Raw genomic sequence first — 20590 nt, forward strand, 5'->3', positions numbered from 1 at the left:
AACGTTCGCCCCGCAGGCCGTCGCCCGGCGCGCACGCGTCAGTCGTCGTCGGGCGCGATCTCCTCGAGTTCGCGTCCCGCCGTCTCCGGCACCAGGGTCAGGAGCAGCAGCGGCGCCGCCAGCGAGCACCACGCCATCGCGGTGATGGCGGCCGAGTGGCTGCCCAGCGCGTCGTAAAGCAGGCCCTCGGCGGCCAGGCCCGCTGCGATCGCCACCGTGGCGACGATGCTGCGCGCGGCCGAGGCGGTGGAGCGATAGGAGGTCGGAAACAGCTCGCTGCCGAGGGCCGCGAACAGCACGTCGATGCCGAACTGGGTGAAGATGACCATGATCCAGAACATCGGCAGCACGTAGCCCGCCGTGTTGTAGAGGCCGACGATGCCGATGGCATTGATGACGATGGCAGCCGACAGCACCGGACGGCGCCCGAAGCGATCGCTGGCGCGCCCGCACAGCAAGCCGCCGGTGATGGCCAGCAGCCCGCCGAGCAGGAACAGCATGCTGACGTTGGCGGGTGTGTAGCCGTGGATCTCCTGCAGGTACTTGGACTGGAACTGCAGGGCGCTGCCGACGGCGAACGAGACGGGGATCAGCGCCATGGCCAGGCCCAGCAGGCGCCAGGGGTAGCGCGTCAGCAGCTTGCGCAACGGGTCGAGCATCAGTGTGGGCACCTCGGCCGCCGCGCGCCGCCGCGCCTGCTCGGTGAACCGGTGCGTCTCTTCGAGCGTGCGGCGAAACCACACGATGAGCAGCAGCGGCAAGGCGCCGATGAAGTAGAGCGCGCGCCAGCCGTACGGCAGCACGTCGACCTGCGAGAACACGAGAGCGGCTACGCCGTGGCCGAACGCGCCGAAGGCGACCATCAGACCGATGCCCCAGCCTCGGGCATGGGAGTCGAGCTCCTCGGTCACGACGACGATGGCCAGCATCTCCTCGGAGTAGATGAACATGCGCGCCAGGAACTGCAGGACGGCGAACTCCACCGGGGTGCGGCAGAACGCGGTCAGGAACGTGCAGATGGTGAAGCCGAGCAGCGTCACCAGCAGCAGGCGCCGCCGCCCGATGCGGTCGGCCAGAATGTTCAGCGCCAGCGCCGGCAGCACGCCCAGGCGCACGATGCCGGTCAGATTGCCCAGACCGCTCTCGGTGACATCGAGCCCCTGCTGAATCTGCGGCAGCGCCAGACCCAGCAGGCCAAGGTCATACGAATTGACGAGATAGGTAAGACCGAGGGCGCCGAGCACCTTCCACTGCCGCTGCGTGACGCCCTCGGGCGTGCGGGAGTAGAAGAACAGCCACGACCACCACGGCTTGGCCGCCACTCAGCACGTCACCGCGCCGAGCGACGCGCTCGACACCAGCTTGGCGTACTTGGCCAGCACTCCGGTGCGGTAACGCGGCTCGGGAGCCTTCCACTGTGCGCGGCGGCGAGCCAGCTCCTCCTCGTCCACGTGCAGCTCGAGCAGATCCTTCTGCCCGTCGATCGTGATCATGTCGCCGTCCTGCACCAGCGCGATGGTGCCGCCGACGGCGGCCTCGGGCGCCACGTGCCCGACGACCAGACCGTAGGTGCCGCCCGAGAAGCGGCCGTCGGTGATCAGGCCGACCGAGTCGCCGAGGCCCTTGCCGATGATGGCCGAGGTCGGCGAGAGCATTTCGCGCATGCCCGGGCCGCCCTTGGGCCCCTCGTAGCGGATCACGACGACGTCTCCCTTGACGATGCGGTCGTTGAGGATGGCGCGCATGGCGTCCTCCTCCGAATCGAAAACGCGCGCAGGCCCGGTGATCTTGCTGCTCTTGAGACCACTGATCTTGGCCACCGCGCCTTCGGTGGCCAGATTGCCGCGCAGGATCGCCAGGTGCCCGTCCTTGTAGATCGGGTCGTCGAACGGACGCACCACGTCCTGGCCCGAGGGCGGATCGGCGGGCACGTGCTCGAGGTTCTCGGCGATCGTCCTTCCCGTCACCGTCGGGCAGTCGCCATGGATGAGGCCGCGCGCGAGCAGCATCTTCATGATCAGCGGAATGCCGCCGACGCGGTGCAGGTCGACGGCGACATAGCGGCCCGACGGCTTCAGATCGGCGATGACCGGGACCTTGCGACGGATGCGCTCGAAATCCTCGAGCGTCAGGTCGACCTCGGCGGCATGCGCGATCGCGAGCAGGTGCAGGACCGCGTTGGTCGAGCCGCCGACGGCGAAGTTGACGGCGATGGCGTTCTCGAAGGCCTTCTTCGTCAGGATGCGGCGCGACGTCACGTTGGCGCGAATCATCTCGACCAGCGCACGCCCGCTCTCGTAGGCGCTCTCGGCCTTCTCCGCATCCTCGGCCGCCATGGTGGAGGACCCCGGCAGGCTCATGCCCATCGCCTCGAAGGCGCTGCTCATGGTGTTGGCGGTGTACATGCCACCGCAGGCGCCCTTGCCGGGAATGGCGGCGCGCTCGACGGCGCAGAAATCCTCGTGCGAGATCCGTCCGGCATCGTACTCGCCGACGGCCTCGAACACGCTGACCACCGTCAGGTCCCTGCCGTTGAGATGGCCCGGCTTGATCGTGCCGCCGTAGACGAACACGGCGGGGATGTCGAGACGGGCCATGGCGATCATCGCGCCCGGCATGTTCTTGTCGCAGCCGCCGATGGCCAGGATGCCGTCCATCATCTGGCCGCGGCAGACGGTCTCGATCGAATCGGCGATGACCTCGCGGCTGACCAGGGAGCACTTCATGCCCTCGGTGCCCATGGAGATGCCGTCGCTGATCGTGATGGTGCCGAAGGTCTGCGGCATCGCCCCGCTCTCGCGCAGGCCGCGCGCCGCCTCGACGGCCAGCTCGCCGATGCCGGCGTTGCAGGGCGTGATGTCGCTGTGGGCGTTGGAGATGCCGACGATGGGCTTGCCGAAGTCCTCGTCGCGAAACCCGACCGCGCGAAGCATCGAGCGGTTGGGTGCGCGCTCGGTGCCCTCGGTGATGTGGTGGCTGTTGCGGTTCAGTCCGGTGGTCTGCGTCGATTGCGACATCGGCCGTGCTCTCCGGCACGGCAGCATACCCGAAAAGAATGACGGGGCGAGCGAGGCGCGCCGCTCCGCCGCTCTTCAGTCGGGAGGCATCGTCGTCGTCGTCGACGTGGTGGTTGAGATTTCGGCGCCGGCGGCCGATCCCTCGCAGTTCAGCTCGACCGGCTGCCCGACGGCGGCCTTGAGAATGGCCAGGGCGTCGCTGGCCGTGATGCTGCCGCTGCTGTTGACGTCGCAGACCGACAGCTCGCACTGGCCGCTGCCCACTGCCGTCTTCAGCGCCGCCAGCGAATCGCTGGCCTGGACGATACCGTTGCCCGTGGCGTCACCGCACACCGTCTCTGGCATGGTCGTGGTCGTCGTGACCGGGCACTGCGGCAGGCCGCTCGGCTCCTTGACGCAGCCCATGCCGACCTCGCAGCTGTTGATGGTGCACTCGTTGCCGTCTTCGCACGCGGCGTCGTCGGTGGCGTGATCGCAGCTGTCGCTCGTCTCGTTGCACGTGTCGGTCGTGCAGGCGAAACCGTCGCTGCAGTTGCGCGTTGCCGGCTGCGCCGGAATGCACCCGAGCGTGGCCGAGCAGAGCTCGTCGCCGTTGCAGAACGTGGTGTCCGCGCACATCGCGTGCACCGGCGTATTGGTGCACGCACCGAGCTGCATGCTGCAGGCGTCCGTCGTGCACGCGATGCTGTCGTTGCAGTTCGGCGCCGTCCCCTCGACGCAGCCGCTTTCGAGGTCACACACCTCGGTGCCGTCGCAGAAGTTGCCGTCGCTGCACGAGCCGTTGTTCGGGGTGTGCACGCAGACGGTGCCCTGGCACGTGTCGACGGTGCAGCTGACTTCGTCGCTGCAGTCGGTGACGTGCGTGCAGGTCGCGTTCTGGACGTCGCACGTGTCGACGGTGCACTCGCTGCCGTCACTGCAAAGCGGATTGGCGGGATAGCCGCCGACTGTCTGGGCGACGCAGCCGGCGAGCTGGCAGTCGGCCGTGCAGGCATCGTTCGGCGCCGTGTTGCCGTCATCGCAAGTCTCGCCCTGGTCGATCTCGCTGTTGCCGCACACCGGGCAGCCGAGCAGGTTCGCATTCACCTGCAGGACCGGCGCCGGAGTGATCGTGCCGTTGCGCACCGGCGGCTTGGCCGCATCACGGTAGATGAGGACGTTCTCGCCCGCGGTGGCGCCCGTGCGCGCCAACAGGAAGCTGCCTGCGTCCAGGCGCATGCTCTCGCGTGCGATCAGCGTGTTGACGCCATCCTGCGAGTTGTTGTTGTAGTTGGCGGTAGAGGTGAAGTGGATGCGGCAGGCTTCCAGCTCGACCTCCGCCGATATGCGGTTGGCGGTGAGCGTGCCGCTGACGGTCATGTCGCCGCTGCTGCGCGCCGAGAAGAAGCCACCGAAGCCGCCCTGGCGGCCGATCAGGCTGATGGCCCCTGCCAGCGTCATGTCTTCGCCGGAATTGATCTCGCCGATCCCTACGTTGCCGCCGTCCACGCTGAGCAGAGAGGTCGCCGACGCGTTGACGATGCCGTCCGCACTGACGTCGACGAAGCCGCCGTCACCGCTGAGCCCGTCCGACAGCGCCTCCAGCGTCCCGTGCACGGTGGCGTCGCCGCCCGCGTTCAGTGCGACCTCGCCACCGTAGCCGTCAGGGACCGATCCGCGCGAGACGAGGCTGACGAACTGGCCGACGACGATGTCGCGGCCCGCAAAGAGCAGGTGATCGCCGCCGTCGCCCGCAAAGTTGGTGACGTCCGTGTGGCCTTCCGACAAGAGGACGACGCGGTCGGCCCCGGAGCCACCGGAGAGCACGATGTCGCGCCCGGCCGTCATGTCGGTGAAGCCGCCGCTGCCGCTGCCGCCGATCGAGCTGACGGTGATATCGGCGTCGATGAGAATGTCGCGGCCGGCATTCATGGTGATCTCGCCGCCGTCGAAGTCGCCGCCGGTGGCGCTGACCGCGGTCCCGATGTCGATGTCCGTGCCGGCCGTGACGTTGAATTCTCCGCCATAGGCGAAAATGCCGCTGTCGACCTTGACGGCTCCGGTGACGTTGACGGCGCCGATGTAGGAACGGACCGTGACGCGCCCGCCGTCCGACTCGGCCTGGCTGCCGCTGAGGTCGATGCTGGAGGCAAGGGCGAGATCGCCGGTCGCGTTCAGGAAAAGATCGCCGGGAGTGACGGTCTTGCCCGTCACGGGTGCCGTCACGCTCAGGTTGCCGCTGCCCACCGAGCACGTTCCCGCCCCGCACTCGGCGTGCTGCAGGCACGGCATGGCGACGTTGTTGGAGCAGGCGCGGCGGGCGGTAACCGTGCCGCGAAAGCCGACGCCGCCCGCCTGAAGATTGATGCCCTTGCCGCCGACGGTGGTCGTGCCGGCCAGCACGGTGCCGATGTCGGCGCCGAAATCGAGCTGGCCATTGCCCGTCACCACGAGCTCGCGCACGCCAAAATCCAGGGTCGCATTGTCGACGACGATGACGCGGTCGGTGACCACGCAGGGATTGGCCGCGGGCGCGCAGACGTCGTCGGCGTGGTCGGCGGTGATGACGGCGAATGCGACGCGCGCGGAAGCGGCCGCGATCAGGGCCGCGGTGGGAAGGGTGAACCGAAGCAGATGCATTCCGGGATCAGCTCGCTGGCGCCGAAGCCTGCTGCTCGGCTGCCTCCGTGGTCTGGATGACCTGGTGAATCTCGAGAACGTTCGGGCCGGCGAACATCTCGGCCGGCGGGCGGTTGGAATGGGCTATGCGGAAGCTTTCGCTCTGGGTCCAGGCCCAGAACGCTTCCTCCGACTCCCAGTATGTCTGCACCAGGTAGTAGCCCTGCTCGGAGGATTCCTTCCAGCCGCCGGTGGCATGATCGAAGCGCCGCTGCACGGGCTTCAGGATCAGGTTCTTGATGAAGCCCGGCGAGCGGTCGATCAGGTGAGCGCGCTTGCGAAACCGATCCTCGAAGTCGGCCTCATGGCCCGCAGCGACAGGGATTCGGTTGGTCACGACAAACATGCGTCTCACCTCGCTCGTGGATTACGGACCCGGCGAGACTAACGACGAATGCCCCGGCGCACAACGCGCTTTCTCCCATTGTTTCGCGCTATCTTCGTGCCGTCGCGGCGCGTCTTGCCGTCTCCCCTTGCGCGCCCAGCGACAGCGCCAGCTCCTCGAGCAGAGCGGCCGTCTCCTCCCACCCGATGCAGGCGTCGGTGATGGACACGCCGTAGGAGAGCCTGCCGGAGACCTTCCAGTCCTGGCGCCCGGGGAACAGGTTGCTTTCCAGCAGCAGTCCCATCACGCGGCCCTCGCCCCCTTGCATCGTGGCGAGGACGTCGCGCGCAACCGCGGTCTGCCGCGCCGGGTCCTTGCTCGAGTTGCCGTGCGAGCAGTCCACCATCACCGGCCGAGCCACGCCCTCGGATGCCACCAGATCGGCAGCGGCCGCGATGTCGGCGGCCGAGTAGTTGGTGCGTCCGCCGCCGCCGCGCAGGACGATGTGGCGGTCGCGATTGCCGCGCGTCTTCATCACTGCGGTGACGCCGTCGGCGTTGATGCCGAGGAAGCTGTGGGGATGGCGCGCCGAGATCATGGCGTTGAGCGCGACGTCGAGGCCGCCGTCGGTGCCGTTCTTGAATCCGACGGGCATCGAAAGGCCGCTGGCGATCTCGCGGTGCGTCTGGCTTTCGGTGGTCCGCGCGCCGATGGCCGCCCACGAGACCACGTCGGCAACGTACTGCGGTGTGACCGGATCGAGCACTTCGGTGCCGCACGGGACGCCGAGCTCGTTGATCTCCAGCAGCAGGCTGCGCGCGAGCTCCAGGCCCCGCTCGATGTCGCACGATCCGTCCAGATCCGGATCGTTGATCAGGCCCTTCCATCCAACCGTGGTGCGCGGCTTTTCGAAGTAGGTCCGCATCACGATGAGCAGCTCATCACGCATGCGGTCGCGGATTGCGCCGAGCTTGGCGGCATATTCGAGCGCCGCTTCGGGATCGTGGATGGAGCACGGTCCCACCACGACCGCCAGGCGCCGGGCGTCACGGCCGTGAATGATGTCACGCAGCTCCTTGCGCGTGCGCGCGACCACCTCGGCCGCCCGCTCGCTCAGCGGCAGCTCCTTCTTGAGGTCCCTTGGCGGGCGCAGTGGCTTGGTCCCGATCACGTTGATGTCTTCCAATGTCTCTTTCATCGCCTGTCTCGCCTTCTCGTCCGTCGGCCGAGCCGCGAGCCGAAAAAGAAAAAGCCCCGGGAGGTCATCTCCCGGGGCTCGTCTTCCGCGTCTCGCGGCAAGGATGCTTTGCCGTTTACGCGCAGGGGGTCGGCCCGGGAGCTCTCCAGAGGCTAAAGTACCAAAAGAAGATGGAGGTCTTCGGGTTCATGCGCGTTCGCCTGGCCGGACCATAGCCGACGGTCCACGGGCCGGCAAGCGCTCGTTGCGACATCGGAACGCGAATCAGCCCACCCGAAGGAGCAGGACGGAGCCGGACATCGAAGACGGCTCGGGAGTGCGACATAGCCTGCATCGCATCGAGCGAGTGTCGGATCCGCTTGGAAGGCGTATCCGTCGCTCGCTCAGCCGATGCCGAGCTTGCGGCGGCCTTCCTCCGAAATCATCTGCGGGTTCCAGGGCGGGTCCCACACGATGCCAACGTGCGCCTCGGCCACGCTCGGTATCGAGCGCAGCTTCTCCTCCGCATCGCCGGCAATCGACGTCCCCATTCCGCAACCGGTTGCGGTCAGGGTCATCTTGACGTCGACGCGGTATCTGCCTTCGCCGGCTTCGGTGATGCGGGTGTCGTAGACCAGACCGAGATCGACGATGTTGACGGGAATCTCGGGGTCGTAGCAGGTGCGCAGCGCGGCGGTGACGAGGTCCTCGATGGGCCCCTCCCCGCTGGCAAGCACGCGCGCTTCCTCGGGAACATCCTTGCCGAGTGCGTCGGCGTCCAGGCCTGCGATCCGGAACAGCCCTCCGTAGGCCGGCGCCTGCACCGTGAAGGATCCGCCGAGCGACTGCGTAACGTAGACCTCGGTGCCCTTGGCGAGCTCGATCCGATCGCCCATCGGGATGCGAACGGCTTGCGTGTCTCGCGTCAGATCCAATCGTTCCATCGCGGCTCCCTTTGACGGGCCGGCGCGACGCGATGGCGACGCAGCGGCTCGCTCGTCTCTTCCGCCCCATCCATAGACCCGCCCTCGCCGGCCGACAAGCCGCGCGTCGGCGTCCGCACGACCGGCCGGCGCAATGGACTCGCACGGCGGCCGTGACCATGATGCGCCATGCGCGACCGAGGCAGCGCCGCGTCCGAGCGCCAACCCACCCTGGATACACGCGGCCGGCCGCTGCGCGACCTTCGCATCTCCGTCACCGACCGTTGCAACTTCCGCTGCCCCTACTGCATGCCGGCCGAGGTCTATGGTGAGCGCTACCGTTTCCTCCCACGCGAGGAGCTGCTCAGTTTCGAGGAGATCGTCCGGCTGACGCGCCTGTTCGTGGAGTCGGGCGCGGTCAAGATCCGTCTGACCGGAGGCGAGCCGCTGGTGCGCGCCGACCTGGCCTCGTTGATCGAGGGCTTGTCGGGAATCGAGGGAGTGGCCGACCTGACGCTGACGACCAATGGCGTGCTGCTCTCCGAGCAGGCTGCGGCGCTGGCGGCTGCGGGGCTTCGTCGCATCACCATCAGCCTCGACAGCCTGGATGAAGAAGTCTTCGGCCGCATGGCGGGCCGCGATGCAAAGCCCGGGATCGTTCTGGATGCGATCGAAGCGGCCCGTGCCGCGGGTCTGTCGCCGATCAAGATCAACTGCGTGGTGCAGCGCGGCGTCAATGACCACACGATCGTCGACCTGGCGCGACACTTCCGCGGCAGCGGCCACATCCTGCGCTTCATCGAATACATGGACGTCGGCACGCTCAATCGCTGGGATGCCGCCGACGTCGTCAGCGCTGCCGAGATCGTCGAGCGCATCGCAGCCCACTTCCCTCTCGAGCCCGTCCAAGCCAGCTACCGAGGGGAAGTCGCGCGACGCTGGCGGTATGTGGACGGCGCTGGCGAGATCGGAATCATCGCCTCGGTGACCCAGCCGTTCTGCGGCGACTGCACGCGCGCCCGTCTGACCACCGACGGCAAGCTCGTCACCTGCCTGTTCGCCTCCGGCGGCACCGACCTGCGCGCACCGCTGCGCAGCGGCGCCAGCGACGATGAGCTGCGCGCCCTGCTGCAAAAGGTCTGGACCGCGCGAACCGATCGCTACTCCGAAGAACGGTTCGAGGCACGCGCGCGACCCCGCGAAAAAATCCAGATGTTCCAGCTCGGCGGCTGAGACCGCGAAGCACGCGCGCACCGAGCTTACGGCGCGCGGCGGGCCGCTCCAAAACGGCAGAAGCAGAACGCCGGCCCGTCAGGTGGTCGCCGGGCGTGGCGACGTCTCTAGGAAGCGAGTCGTTCCCCCAGCTTCTCGAGATGCTCCTGCGCCCCGCCGAGCGTCAGCTCGATCTGCTTCGACAGCAGATAGTACCGATGCAGCGGATAGTCCTTGTCGACGCCGATGCCGCCGTGCAGGTGCTGCGCGGCGTAGCAGGCGCGCTGGCCACCTTCGCTGGCCCAGAACTTCGCGATCGACAGCTCGCGCGTCGCGGGCAAACCCGCCGACAGCCGCCATACGGCCTGCCACGTCGCCAGGCGGATGGCCTCGACGTCGATGTAGGCGTCGGCCGCGCGCTGCGCGACGGCCTGGAAGGTGGCGATGGCCTTGCCGAACTGCTTGCGCTCGGCCGTATACTTCGCCGTCATCCGCAGCGCCCGCTCCGCCACGCCGAGCTCCATTGCGCAAAGCCCGGCGATGGCGTGTTCCACCATCCACTGCAGCGCGGCGCTTCCACTGCCCGGGCCCGCAAGAACGTCGTCGGCGTCGACGACGACGCCCTGCAGCGTCACCCGGTGATGGATATCTCCCGTGGTGACCTCCTGCGCCTCCAGCGTCACGCCGAGCGCGTCCGGCGCGACCATGACGACGATCACCGAGCCGTTGCCGAGCCTCGCCGGCACCAGAATGCGCTCCGCCACGCGCGCCGCCGGCACGCACGTCTTGATGCCGTCGAGCACGAAGCCCTCGCCCCGCACCTCGGCGCGGGTGTTCGGCTCCAGCGCATCGCGCGAGTCGGGCTCGATGAGCGCCGCCGTCAGCACGGCCTCGCCGCGGATCACCCGCGGCAGCAGCCGCCTGCGCTGCGCGTCGCTGCCGAGCTGCAGGACGGGCGCGGCGCCGAGCATCAACGTCGGTAGCAGCGGCACGGGCGCGACGAAGCGGCCGGCCTGCTCGAGCAGCACGGCAAGCTCGGCGATGCCGAAGCCCATGCCGCCGAGCTCCGCCGGCAGCGCGACCCCGAGCAGGCCGGCCTTGGCCAGCTCGCTCCACAGGCGCGTGTCGAAATGCTCGGTCGCCTTCTCGAAATCCGGCAGCCGCTCGGGCGCGCACAGATCGGCGAAAATCTTTTCGGCAACGGTGCGGATGTCTTCCTGGTCGGCGCTGTAGGCGAAGTCCATCTCGTTCTCCTTGCTCAGCGCAGCGAGCGCGGCATCTCCAGACCGGCCATGGCGATGATGTCGCGCTGGATTTCGTTGGTGCCGCCGCCGAAGGTCAGGATGAGCATCGAGCGGTACATGCGCTCGATGCGGCCGCCGAGCAGCGCTTCGGGCGAGTCGCGCCGGATGGTGCCGGCGGCGCCGAGAACCTCGAGCATCAGGTTGTAGCCTTCGATGTAGAACTCACTGCCAAAGACCTTGACGGTGGAGGCCTCGGCGAAGTTGAAGGTGCCGTTCTCCATGTTCCAGGCCTGCCGCCAGTTGAGGAGGCGCAGGATCTCGAGCTTGGCCTCGGTGCGAGCCAGATTGTGGCGAACCCAGGGAATGTCGAGGACGCGGCTGCCGTTGGCCAGGCGCTTCTCGCGCGCCCACGCCACCGTCTCCTCGAACAGGCGCCCGATGATGCCGACGCTCATGAGCGAAACGCGCTCGTGGTTGAGCTGGTTGACGATCAGGCTCCATCCGTTGCCCTCACCTCCTACCAGCGCCGAGGCCGGCACGCGCACGTTGTCGTAGAACGTGGCGTTGGTGCGCACGCTGCCGATGGTGCGGATGGGCGTGATGCCGAAGCCGGGGCTGTCGGTGGGCACGATGAACATCGAGATGCCGGCGTGCTTGGGCGCGTCGGGATCGGTGCGCGCCGCCAGCCAGATGTAGTCGGCGAAATCGGCCAGGCTCGTCCACAGCTTCTGTCCGTTGATGACCCAGTCGTCGCCGTCGCGCACCGCGCGCGTCTTGAGCGAAGCCAGGTCCGTTCCGGCATCCGGCTCCGAATAGCCGACGGCAAACAGGCACTCACCGGCAAGGATGCGCGGCAGGAATTCGCGGCGCTGCTCTTCGCTTCCGTACTGCTGGAGCGTGGGGCCGACGGTGTTGAGCGTCAGGAAGGGGAAAGGGAAGAACGCGCGCTGCGCCTCGTCGGCAAACAGGAACTGCTCGATGTGTCCGAGGCCGCGCCCGCCGTACTCCTTGGGCCAGCCCACACCGAGCCACCCGTCGCGGCCCATCTTCTTGAGCGCCTCGCGAAACAACGGGCCTCCGCCCTCGCTGTGCGCGACTTCCTCGACCAGGTCGGGAGTCATGAGCTGCTCGAAGTAGCGGCGCAGCTCGTCGCGCAGGGCTCGATGCTCGGGACTGAGGTCGAAATGCATGCGTCACCTCGCTGCGAGGCACGCCGTCGCGCCCTCGTCGGATACCGTGCTCGAACGCCGCCGCGCCGAGCCTGCTGGCCGGCCGGCGCCGCCCGCCGAACGGACGAGGTTATGCGCGAAACTAGAACCGGTTACAAAACGGCCAAAATTCCGCAGTCTGAGCGCGGTTTTTGCGGCCGCTACTTCTTCTCGGCCGTCTTCCTGGCCGCCTGCCCGGCGGCCTTGTCGCCTGCCCTGTCACGGCAGCAGCGCACGCCGACGGTGCCCGACTGCAGGGTGTTCTCGTTGCCGGAGCAGACGTCGCCGCAGCCGGCGAAGTACTCGACGGGCTCGTTGCCCGCGTAGGCCGCGCCCCGGAACTTGCAGTAGGTGCCGTTGCAGTCCGAAACCCACTCGCTGACGTTGCCGCTCATGTCGAACAGCCCCGGAATCCCGCCCTGACAGTCCTTCATGCTGCCCGCGGGCACGGTGCCGCGGCCGCCGGCAGCCGCATGTTCATAGGAACCGGTCTGGCACGCGGCGGGCTCGAAGGCCGCGCCGTAGGGAAACGCGCGGTCCTCGCCGCCGCGGCACGCGGCCAGCCACTCGGTGCTGCTGCAGAGGCGGCCGCCGAGATGTTCGCACAGCGCCGTGGCGCCGCCGTGATTGATGCAGTTGACGGGGTGCTGCGCCTTGGCGGGATCGGAGACGTTGCACTGGCTGTCGACGGCGGCCGCATCGCATTTGCCCGCCTTCACGCAGGCCTGGAAGTCGGCGACGGTGGCCTCGGTGGAAAGGATCTCGAAAGGCTGCGTGGGATGGACCACCCACCGGCTGCCCTTTTCGGCAGCGAGGGCAGCCGTCGAGGTCAGGGTCAAGACGCAGCACGCAGCGACGCGGAACATTCTCATGACGGACGCACTCTCCCTATGATGGCGGCGACGCGGCGGTACAATCCCTTCATGGGACTGTGGGACTGGTGGAAGCGCCGGCCGCGCGCGAACACGTCCGGACAGGCTAGCGGGGACCGCGCCAGAGTCGAGCCGCGACCGCCGGAATTCCAGCCCGAGCCAGGGTTCTCGGATGCTCCAACGCCGCCGGATGGGCCCGATGCGCTCCCATCCCAGCAGTTGCGCGCCGATGCCGAGCCTTCACCGGGCGCACAAACCACGCAGGATGCAGCCGATGCAGAAGAGACGCTCGCACGCGCGGCCGTCGATGCCACCGAAGCGGCAACGGCACGCGCGGCGCTGACCGGCATCCGTGCCGAACCGTTGCTGGCCACGGTGGCCACGCGCGCCTGTCTGCCCGAAACCGCACGCCTGGCCACGAAGCGGGTGCAGTCGCCGGCCTTGCTGGCGGAGATCGCCGAGCAGGCACGCGACCGTGACGTCGCGCAGCTTGCCCTCGGTCGTCTGCGCGACCCCGAGTTGCTGATGCGGGTGGCCACGGGCGCTCGCGACGTCGTCGTCGCCAAGGCGGCGGTCAAGGAGCTCGAAGACCCGGGCATCCTGCTGCGCATCGCATTGTCGGATGCCAGTCCGCTCGTATGCCGGCTGGCGGTCAAGCGAATCGCCGACGAAACGTTGATTGCACGGGTAGCGGCCGGCGCGGCGCATCTCGAAGTGCGGCGCGCGGCCGCCGAGCGCGTTCGCGAGCAGGGACTGCTGGCAGGACTGACCGGGGCCGATGTCGAAGACGAGGTGCGTGCCGCCTCCGTTGCCAACCTCGTCGATCCTGTCGCACTTGCGCACGTGGCGAGCGAAGACCGCGACCCGGCGCTTCGCCGCCGCGCTCTCGACCGCATCGACGATCCGGCGTTGCTCGCCGACGTCGTCAGCCGCTCTCCGCATTCGGACGTGCGGCGCGCCGCCATTGCGCGCGTCGACGATCCGGCCGTTCTCGTCGATCGGGCCCAGCACGACGCGGATCATCTGGTGCGGCGAGCCGCCCTGCGCAGGATTCGCAGCAAGGCGCTGATGCTGGCCATCGTCCGCGACGGCGAGCACGCCGACGCACGCGCCGATGCCGTCCGCCGTCTCGACGACGTCACGCTGCTCGACGTCCTGGCGCTGCAGGACCGCCACTGGCAGGTGCGCGCGGCGGCAGCCCGAAAGGTGCGCAATCCAGGGGTGCTCGCGTCTCTTGCGCGTCGCGATCCGGCCTGGCAGGTGCGCGAGGCGGCGCTCGCGCATCTTCGCGACGAGGCGATCCTGGCCGAAGCCGCTCGCAACGACGACTCGTGGGAGGTGCGTCGGGCTGCGGTTGTCGCGTCCCGCGAGCCCACGCTCCTCGCTCACCGCGCGCGGTGGGACAAGGCGTGGCAGGTGCGAAAAGCCGCCGTCGCCAGACTCGATGACGAAGCGATCCTGGCCAACCGTGCCAAGAACGACGAGGACTGGGGCGTGCGGCGCGAAGCCGTCCGGCGTCTCCACGATGCCGAGCTGCTGGCCAATCGCGCGCGCTGGGACTCTTCGCCCAAGGTTCGCGCCGCCGCCGCGCGCCGACTGGGCTCGCTGGCGACGCTCGAGACGATCGCGCGAGAGGACATCGACGAGGAAGTGCGCGCGACCGCGCGGGCGCGCATCGACGAGCTGCGCGGCGAACCGACCACGCCTTCGGTGCAGGCGGGTGACGCCGATGCCTCGACTGTGCCGCACTGATCCCTAAGCTGCGCCGCATTCCACGTCGAAGCCGGCGAATGGCGATGCTGTCCGCGTCGGAGCCGTGCACAATATGCGATGTACCCGCGGCGGCGCCGGTCGCGCGAGGTGTACGCGCGTGCATCCGCACGACTGCCCGCAAGGGATCATCTTCAGAGTCCAAGGAGCGATGAGGTCATGGCACAAGTGATGGAAGCGGACGTCCGCAACGAGGATTTTTCCGAGAATCGCGCCAGCCACACCAGTCACCAGCCGTCCAGCAAGGACATCAACGTCGGCGGCCTCGACCGGCTGCTTTCCATCGTGGGCGGAGGCGCGCTGGCCATCTACGGCCTGTCGCAGGTCGCGCGAGGGCGGCGCTCGGGCGTCCCGTTCGGACTGCTCGGTGGAGCGCTCCTCCAGCGCGGCGCCACCGGCCACTGCATGATCTACCAGAAGCTGCGCATCACCACCGCCGACCTCGGCCCGCGGCCCTACAACGTGGCGGTTCCCGATCGCCTCGGCATCAAGGTCGAGCGCAGCATCGTCATCGAACGCTCGCCGGAGGAGCTCTACCGATTCTGGCGCAACTTCGAGAACCTGCCGCGCTTCATGGATCACCTCGAGTCGGTGCACGTCGATCCCGATGGCGTCTCGCACTGGACGGCGACGGGCCCGGCCGGCACCTCCTTCCACTGGCAGGCCGAGGTCTATAACGAGAAGGAGAACGAGATGATCGCGTGGCGATCGCTGCCGGGGTCGGACGTCGATCACGCCGGCAGCGTCCATTTCGAGCCGAGCGCGCAGGTCGGGGCGACCTGCGTCCGCGTCTATCTCAAGTACGATCCGCCTGCCGGCCTGGTCGGAGCCGCCGTGGCCAGGCTCTTCGGCGAAGAGCCCGGACAGCAGATCGAGGAGGACCTTCAGACGCTCAAGCGCGTGATGGAGTCCGCTGACTGGGCCACGCCGGCCGACACGCGCCAGCCGGGAAAGGAACGCGGCGGATGGGGCTCGGTCTTCAAGCTCGGCAAGCACTAGCGGCAGCGCTCGAGATCGGCGCCTCGTAGACAACGAAGTAGACGCCAGCCAAAGACCGGGGACAGCTCAAGACGGTCGTTTGATGGTCTGCTCGAGCAGCGCGCGTGCCCGGGCCAGCTCGCCGAGCCGCAACGAGCGCGCGATGCGCTCGCGCAGCGCCGCGGCATGGGCAACGCCGGCATCGGCCGCCAGCGCCGCATAGACGTAGGCGCGCAGCGAATCACGCTGGCCGCCGCGCCCCTCGCCCAGCATCAGCGCGAGATTGTGCTGCGCCTGGGGGATGCCGGCATCGGCGGCGCGCCGATACAGCTCACGCGCGCGACCCTCGTCACGCTCGACGCCGGAGCCGCTCTCGAGAGCGAGAGCCAGGTTGAAGGTCGCCTGAACATTCCCGCCGTCGCACGCACGAGCGTAGTGCTCGGCGGCTTTCGCGGCGTCACGCGCCACGCCCACGCCGCGCTCGTAGAGCACGCCCAGACCGAGCTCGGCCTCGGCACTGCCCTGCTCGGCCGCGCGCTGCAGCCAGGTCCTGGCAGCGGCCGCGTCGGGCCGCAGGCCCCGGCCGATGCAGAGGAGTCGGGCCAGCAGCAGCTGGGCCTGCACGAGCCCCTGCTCCGCCGACAGGCGGCAGAGCTCGACTGCGCGCTCGACATCGCGCCGTCCGCCGCGCGCTTCCAGCAGCATGGCCGCCAGGTTGTAGCGCGCGACCGCATCGCCGCCGCCCGCAGCGCGGTCGTACCATTGGCGAGCGGCCGCCGGATCGCGCTCGACGCCCTGGCCGCGCTCGAGCAGGTACCCGAGCATCGCCTGCGCCTGCACGTTCCCGCGCTCGGCCAGTTGGGAGAAGATCGCCGCCGCCGCGACCTCGCGGCCGGCCGACAGCTCGGCCGTCGCCCGCTCGAGCGCGCGCTCGGCCGTTTCTGGTTCGCCTTGCGCAGCGCTCTGCTCGGCCGTGGATCGTTCGCTGGCAGCCGGCAAGTCCGGCTCGCGCTCGTGCGGTGGAACGCTGCTCATGCAGGCAGCTCGAGGATCCGAACCATGGCCGTCACGACCTCGGCAATGTAGGCCTCCACGCGGCGCGCTCGACGCCCGGTGCCGGCATCCGAACGTCCATCGGCATCCTCGCCGTCGATGCGATCGACGAAGCATGCCCGCAGCGCCGCCTCCACGAGGCCGAAGAGCAGCTCGGCAACGATGCGCCCATCTCCGACGTGCACCAGCCCGAGCGCCGACCACTGCTCGAGCACACGCTCGACCTCCGACGTGACCGCGCGCCGGTTGGCTGCGTGCACGGCAGGGCCGAGTGCGGCGTGGCTGCTGAGCAGGAACAGGCCGAAGCCGCCGTGGCTCGCCTCCACGAACGCGAACGCGCGCCGCACCATCCCGTCGATGATCGCCCGGCTCGCGGCAGGCTCGACGCCTTCGAACATCGCGGCGGCAAAGTCGCGGCCCCACCGCGCGCCCACCTCGCACAGCAGGTTCTGCTTGGAGCCGAAGTAGTGAAAGACGTTGCCCTCGGCCACGCCGGCCGCCGCCGCGATCTGACCGGTCGTCACTGCCGCATAGCCGTTGCGGGCGAACAGCCGCGCCGCTTCCGCCAGCACGCGCTCGCGGCGTCCCTGCGGATCCTTCTGCCACGATGCACCCGCGCGACGTGGCCGTCGCGCGCGCGCGTCGCCTCTGGCCGGGGATGCGCTCATGGTCGCGCTTGCCGCGCTGGCGTCGTGCGCGCGTCGCGGCGACGCGCGCGAGCCGCTCGCACCCGCCGCAGCGTGCGGCGCACCATCCACGCCAGGCGATGCCGCCATGACTCGCCCGTCTCCAGCGCGAAGATGCGCGGGAACTGCAGGAACAGCGCCTTGTGCCCGCGCAGGACGACCTGGCCCGTCAGCAGCGCCCATGGAGCGCTGCGCACGCCCTGCTGGATCTGCAGGAACACCTCGCCGCGAGCGCGAATGGTCAGATCGGCATGCTCGCTCGTACCGGTGCGGATCTGGCAGCGCCCGTCCTGCACTCGCATCACCCACTGACCGGCGCCCGGCTCGCGGAAATCGAACTGGCACGTGAAATCCATTCCAGCGGCCTCATCGCTTCGGAAGAAGTGCGGCATGTTGCGCATCATCGAATCGACGTCCAGCGAGCACACGCGCTGCAACGGCACCAGGCGCACCGTCTGGGAGACCGGCTTGCCCGCGTGCGTCGGCGTGCGCCACTGTCCCGGCGCGATGTCGTACTTCGCGCGCGCGGCCGGAGTGTCGATGACGAACTGTTCCTCGTCGCGGCTGCGGCATTGCGTCAGGGGCTTGAGCGTCTCCTCCAGATACAGCCGCCGCACGCCGCGGTCCTCGTGGAAATCGGTATGAATTTCGGCCGGACACGTCGCCACGCAGTTGAAGCAGCGATACTCCACCTTGAACGCCATTGCCTGCCACAGCGCGGCCAGCTCGGCGTTGGTCCACCGCTTCCAGAAACGCCTGCGGCTGCCCCGCGCAAGATCGTGCACGAGATCGAGGAAGCCGGGGATGGAGTCGCGATAGGTGTGGTTGTAGCAGGCGAAGAAGTCGAAATCGCCGTCCGACTTGATGGCCTGCGTAGGACAGGAGGCCACGCACAGGTTGCAGGACAGGCATGGGTTCCAGGGCTGCGGCGAGTCGTAGGCGTCGAACTCCAGATTGGTGACGACGGTATCGAGGAGGCAGTAGGCGCCGAAGCGCCTGTGCAGGAAGTTGCGGCTGGTCCCGATCACACCCAGCCCCGCCGCCTGCGCCACCAACTTGTGGCTGAGGGGCCAGATCTTGTCGGCCCAGCGCTGGCTGACCTCCTGCGGCCATCCGATCGTCGTCGTCAGCGACTCTCCTCCGAGCGTGCGGATGTACCCGACGGTGCGGTGCCCCATCGCGAAGATGCGTTCCTCGCACGAGTAGAGCTCGTGGTTGGCGGTGGGGAGGTAGCGCGACTGCATCGCCGCCTTGTTCTCCTCGCCGATGAGGCAGACCAGCGAGCGTGCGTGCGGGTAGACGTAAAGCACCTCGTCGCGCTCGTGCGCGACGCCAGGATCCTCGATCGAGATCACGCCGACGTCGTCGGCCCAACCGAGCACCGCCTTCTTGAAATCGGCAAGCGCGACGGGGCTTCGAACTGCGCGGGCGCGGATCCCGCCGGGGTCGACGGTGCGATACGGCCACAGGTGGGCGGTGCGTGGCGGCAGGCGATCGGGCTGCTCGCGCCGGGGCTTGCCCGGCGCGGGAAACGGGAAGGCCCAGTCGGCGTGCGTGGTTGGCTTCATGGGCCCTCCGACTTGAGTAGCCCTCAAGTACCGCCCGCAACCATTCCCGTCAAGGGAACGCGGCGGCCCGCACGGAGGCGGTCTCCCAAGCCGCACGGCGCTCGCGTGAAAGCCTTCGGGTCGAGGCGGCGCGGGGCCGGCGGCCGAACCCGTTGCGTCAAGGCGGCGCGGCGGGCGGCGCGCAAAAGAAAAAGGGCCGCGACGTTCTCCGTCGCGGCCCTTCCGGGTGCAGTTGCACGGCCGCCCTACCCGCGCGCAGCGCTGGGTAGTGTGGCGGGCGCTGCCATTGCGATCCGCGGGACCTAGCGCCCCGCAGCGATGATGGCCGACAGCTCGAAGAAGCTCTCGACCGTGCCTTCCTTCTCGCCCACGTTGATGTACCAGCCCTGCTCGCCGGGGAATCGGTGCGAAGGCAGAGCGCAGAACGTGACGTGCTCGAGCTGCATGTCGATCATCGTGATCGACGGGAAGAAGCGGCGCTCGTACGGGAACTCGTATGCGGCCTCGTCACGCGGCTTCTTGGAGATCTTGAACTCGTTGAGCCACATCTTCCACAGCTCCCCCGCCTGATCGTAGATGTCGGAGTAGGCGATGAAGTAGCTCTCCTTGTCCAGGTAGATGACGCGCTTGCTGTACGCGTACTGCGGCAGCTTGGAGACGCCCTCGACGACCCAGACCTCACGCGGCTCCCACAGGTCGGCGTGAACGAAATCGCCCGACGGCTCGCCCCACACCACCGGCAGCTTCTCGGCATGGAACGATCCGAGGATCGTCTTCTCGCCGAGGAACTTCCAGCTCATCCAGGCGATGTTGCCGGCATAGCCGCCGTAGCTGTCCTGGTCGGTGTCCTGACCGAACAGCGCGTCCGACCGCTGCGCCGAAGACAGGCGGCGAACGCGGCGAAGCTGCGGCAGGTACAGCCAGCTGTCGTCCTGGCGCGTGTGATCGAGATAGCGATTGAAGGTGAACCCGGTGCCCTTCAGATCGAACGGCTCGATCAGCGGATACAGCGCTTCCTTGAAACGAACCTGGTCACGGTTCGGTTCGAGGCGCGGCTTGGGATCGACTTCGAGACGACCGGTGAAGTACAGACGCCGGAAGTGGTCGATCAGGAAGTGCCGCTCCACGCGCACCGGATCGCCGCCGCTGCCCACGGCGCCCGTGTCGCAGTCGAAGTTGCGAAGGTCGAGGTCGTCCACCTCGATGGCGCCCTCGTAGTTGAACATGTGCTTGACGGCCTTGTGCGGGTCGTCCGGAGCGATGGTGGGGAAAGGCAGGCCCGCCACGTAGTTTTCGGTGTGCGTGCCGTCGGCGGACAGCTTGACCTGCGCCGAATACTTTTCGGTCGCCTCGGCCACCGGCGGCGGAAGCTCGATCTTCTTGTACGGCCCGACGCGGACTTTGACGCCGCGGTCGATGGACCACAGCATCGCGGGGCCGAAGAAGTCCTTGTACTTGTCGACGTTGGTGCGGTCGATGACGGTGCCGGGCGCAGGATTTTCGGCAGCTACGGCTGGAGCGGCGAGTGCCGAGACGATCAATCCAAGCGAGAGAGCGGCCGCCGAAGTTGATTTCATGCCAGGTCCTCCTCGTAAGCTAAGCGGGCCAAGTGAAGCCCGAGGCGCGATAGGAGACATGGCCGAAGCAGGCCGCGCAAGCGAGCACGCATTCGACAACACCAGCCTGGCCGCAACGTCGAGCCTGGAAATTATGCCTGATTGCGCTGCCGGGTCCAGCCCATCGGGCCGCTGCGTTCGCCATCGAGCAAGGGAGAAGATTGGGTGCGGGGGAGGGATTTGAACCCTCGACCTGCGGGTTATGAGCCCGCCGAGCTACCAGACTGCTCCACCCCGCGAAGGCCTATTAGGTGCAGCGGTACAGGTTGTCAACTTTACGGCG

General features: G+C 68.3%; 16 protein-coding genes and 1 tRNA gene. 3 read left to right on the top strand and 14 right to left on the bottom strand.

The window, feature by feature from the left end; all coding sequences use genetic code 11:
• Window positions 1-38: 38 nt before the first annotated feature.
• The 6 genes from VEC57_02030 to sufT all read right to left on the bottom strand — a co-directional run bounded on the left by VEC57_02030 (window position 39) and on the right by sufT (window position 8121).
• Entirely contained in the window at window positions 39-1322 is a 1284-nt protein-coding gene (locus VEC57_02030) for an MFS transporter (GenBank protein HYB97889.1), read from the bottom strand.
• Window positions 1323-3017, bottom strand: a complete 1695-nt coding sequence (gene ilvD / locus VEC57_02035; protein ID HYB97890.1) for a dihydroxy-acid dehydratase — start codon at window positions 3015-3017, stop codon at window positions 1323-1325.
• A 75-nt stretch (window positions 3018-3092) separates the two neighbouring features.
• Window positions 3093-5636 (bottom strand): hypothetical protein, encoded by a 2544-nt coding sequence (locus VEC57_02040; protein ID HYB97891.1) that lies wholly within the window; start codon window positions 5634-5636, stop codon window positions 3093-3095.
• 7 nt (window positions 5637-5643) lie between these two features.
• On the bottom strand, window positions 5644-6021 hold the full coding sequence (locus tag VEC57_02045) for an antibiotic biosynthesis monooxygenase (GenBank protein ID HYB97892.1): 378 nt from the start codon (window positions 6019-6021) through the stop codon (window positions 5644-5646).
• Between the two features lie 88 nt (window positions 6022-6109).
• On the bottom strand, window positions 6110-7198 hold the full coding sequence (locus tag VEC57_02050) for a 3-deoxy-7-phosphoheptulonate synthase (protein HYB97893.1): 1089 nt from the start codon (window positions 7196-7198) through the stop codon (window positions 6110-6112).
• A gap of 383 nt (window positions 7199-7581) precedes the next feature.
• A complete protein-coding gene (sufT, locus tag VEC57_02055; protein HYB97894.1) occupies window positions 7582-8121 on the bottom strand; it encodes a putative Fe-S cluster assembly protein SufT in 540 nt (179 codons plus the stop codon).
• A gap of 168 nt (window positions 8122-8289) precedes the next feature.
• Between sufT and moaA the strand changes: the two genes are divergently transcribed.
• Window positions 8290-9333 (top strand): GTP 3',8-cyclase MoaA, encoded by a 1044-nt coding sequence (gene moaA, locus VEC57_02060; protein ID HYB97895.1) that lies wholly within the window; start codon window positions 8290-8292, stop codon window positions 9331-9333.
• Window positions 9334-9440: 107 nt separating this feature from the next.
• On the opposite strand, the gene VEC57_02065 is transcribed toward moaA, so the two are convergent.
• The 3 genes from VEC57_02065 to VEC57_02075 all read right to left on the bottom strand — a co-directional run bounded on the left by VEC57_02065 (window position 9441) and on the right by VEC57_02075 (window position 12636).
• A complete protein-coding gene (locus VEC57_02065; GenBank protein HYB97896.1) occupies window positions 9441-10556 on the bottom strand; it encodes an acyl-CoA dehydrogenase family protein in 1116 nt (371 codons plus the stop codon).
• Window positions 10557-10570: 14 nt separating this feature from the next.
• Complete coding sequence (locus tag VEC57_02070; protein ID HYB97897.1) at window positions 10571-11746, bottom strand: acyl-CoA dehydrogenase family protein; 1176 nt, start codon at window positions 11744-11746, stop codon at window positions 10571-10573.
• A 179-nt stretch (window positions 11747-11925) separates the two neighbouring features.
• Window positions 11926-12636 (bottom strand): SUMF1/EgtB/PvdO family nonheme iron enzyme, encoded by a 711-nt coding sequence (locus VEC57_02075; protein HYB97898.1) that lies wholly within the window; start codon window positions 12634-12636, stop codon window positions 11926-11928.
• A gap of 51 nt (window positions 12637-12687) precedes the next feature.
• Here VEC57_02075 and VEC57_02080 point away from each other — a divergent pair, with 51 nt between their 5' ends.
• On the top strand, window positions 12688-14388 hold the full coding sequence (locus VEC57_02080; protein ID HYB97899.1) for a hypothetical protein: 1701 nt from the start codon (window positions 12688-12690) through the stop codon (window positions 14386-14388).
• Between the two features lie 177 nt (window positions 14389-14565).
• A complete protein-coding gene (locus tag VEC57_02085) occupies window positions 14566-15405 on the top strand; it encodes an SRPBCC family protein (GenBank protein HYB97900.1) in 840 nt (279 codons plus the stop codon).
• A 66-nt stretch (window positions 15406-15471) separates the two neighbouring features.
• Here the strand turns inward: VEC57_02085 and VEC57_02090 are convergent, their stop codons facing one another.
• The 5 genes from VEC57_02090 to VEC57_02110 form a co-directional block, all read right to left on the bottom strand.
• Entirely contained in the window at window positions 15472-16419 is a 948-nt protein-coding gene (locus VEC57_02090) for a tetratricopeptide repeat protein (protein HYB97901.1), read from the bottom strand.
• Entirely contained in the window at window positions 16416-17105 is a 690-nt protein-coding gene (locus VEC57_02095; protein HYB97902.1) for a TetR/AcrR family transcriptional regulator, read from the bottom strand. The genes VEC57_02090 and VEC57_02095 overlap by 4 nt, the downstream gene beginning before the upstream one ends.
• Complete coding sequence (locus VEC57_02100; protein HYB97903.1) at window positions 17102-18691, bottom strand: SCP2 sterol-binding domain-containing protein; 1590 nt, start codon at window positions 18689-18691, stop codon at window positions 17102-17104. Before VEC57_02100 ends, VEC57_02095 begins: the two co-directional genes overlap by 4 nt.
• A gap of 302 nt (window positions 18692-18993) precedes the next feature.
• On the bottom strand, window positions 18994-20268 hold the full coding sequence (locus VEC57_02105) for a DUF1329 domain-containing protein (GenBank protein HYB97904.1): 1275 nt from the start codon (window positions 20266-20268) through the stop codon (window positions 18994-18996).
• Window positions 20269-20469: 201 nt separating this feature from the next.
• Window positions 20470-20546 (bottom strand) — tRNA-Met (locus VEC57_02110).
• Window positions 20547-20590: the final 44 nt, after the last annotated feature.

This window comes from Candidatus Limnocylindrales bacterium, from assembly GCA_035626395.1.
GTDB lineage: Bacteria > Desulfobacterota > Binatia > UBA1149 > CAITLU01 > DASPNH01.

Excerpts from the sequence above, each read along its gene's own strand:
- VEC57_02095 (HYB97902.1), bottom strand. The coding sequence starts at position 17,105 with ATGAGCGCATCCCCGGCCAGAGGCGACGCGCGCGCGCGACGGCCACGT.
- VEC57_02075 (HYB97898.1), bottom strand. The coding sequence starts at position 12,636 with ATGAGAATGTTCCGCGTCGCTGCGTGCTGCGTCTTGACCCTGACCTCG.
- VEC57_02085 (HYB97900.1), top strand. The coding sequence starts at position 14,566 with ATGGCACAAGTGATGGAAGCGGACGTCCGCAACGAGGATTTTTCCGAG.
- VEC57_02105 (HYB97904.1), bottom strand. The coding sequence starts at position 20,268 with ATGAAATCAACTTCGGCGGCCGCTCTCTCGCTTGGATTGATCGTCTCG.
- VEC57_02065 (HYB97896.1), bottom strand. The coding sequence starts at position 10,556 with ATGGACTTCGCCTACAGCGCCGACCAGGAAGACATCCGCACCGTTGCC.
- VEC57_02080 (HYB97899.1), top strand. The coding sequence starts at position 12,688 with ATGGGACTGTGGGACTGGTGGAAGCGCCGGCCGCGCGCGAACACGTCC.
- ilvD (HYB97890.1), bottom strand. The coding sequence starts at position 3,017 with ATGTCGCAATCGACGCAGACCACCGGACTGAACCGCAACAGCCACCAC.
- VEC57_02070 (HYB97897.1), bottom strand. The coding sequence starts at position 11,746 with ATGCATTTCGACCTCAGTCCCGAGCATCGAGCCCTGCGCGACGAGCTG.
- moaA (HYB97895.1), top strand. The coding sequence starts at position 8,290 with ATGCGCGACCGAGGCAGCGCCGCGTCCGAGCGCCAACCCACCCTGGAT.
- VEC57_02045 (HYB97892.1), bottom strand. The coding sequence starts at position 6,021 with ATGTTTGTCGTGACCAACCGAATCCCTGTCGCTGCGGGCCATGAGGCC.
- VEC57_02100 (HYB97903.1), bottom strand. The coding sequence starts at position 18,691 with ATGAAGCCAACCACGCACGCCGACTGGGCCTTCCCGTTTCCCGCGCCG.
- VEC57_02090 (HYB97901.1), bottom strand. The coding sequence starts at position 16,419 with ATGAGCAGCGTTCCACCGCACGAGCGCGAGCCGGACTTGCCGGCTGCC.
- VEC57_02040 (HYB97891.1), bottom strand. The coding sequence starts at position 5,636 with ATGCATCTGCTTCGGTTCACCCTTCCCACCGCGGCCCTGATCGCGGCC.
- VEC57_02050 (HYB97893.1), bottom strand. The coding sequence starts at position 7,198 with ATGAAAGAGACATTGGAAGACATCAACGTGATCGGGACCAAGCCACTG.
- sufT (HYB97894.1), bottom strand. The coding sequence starts at position 8,121 with ATGGAACGATTGGATCTGACGCGAGACACGCAAGCCGTTCGCATCCCG.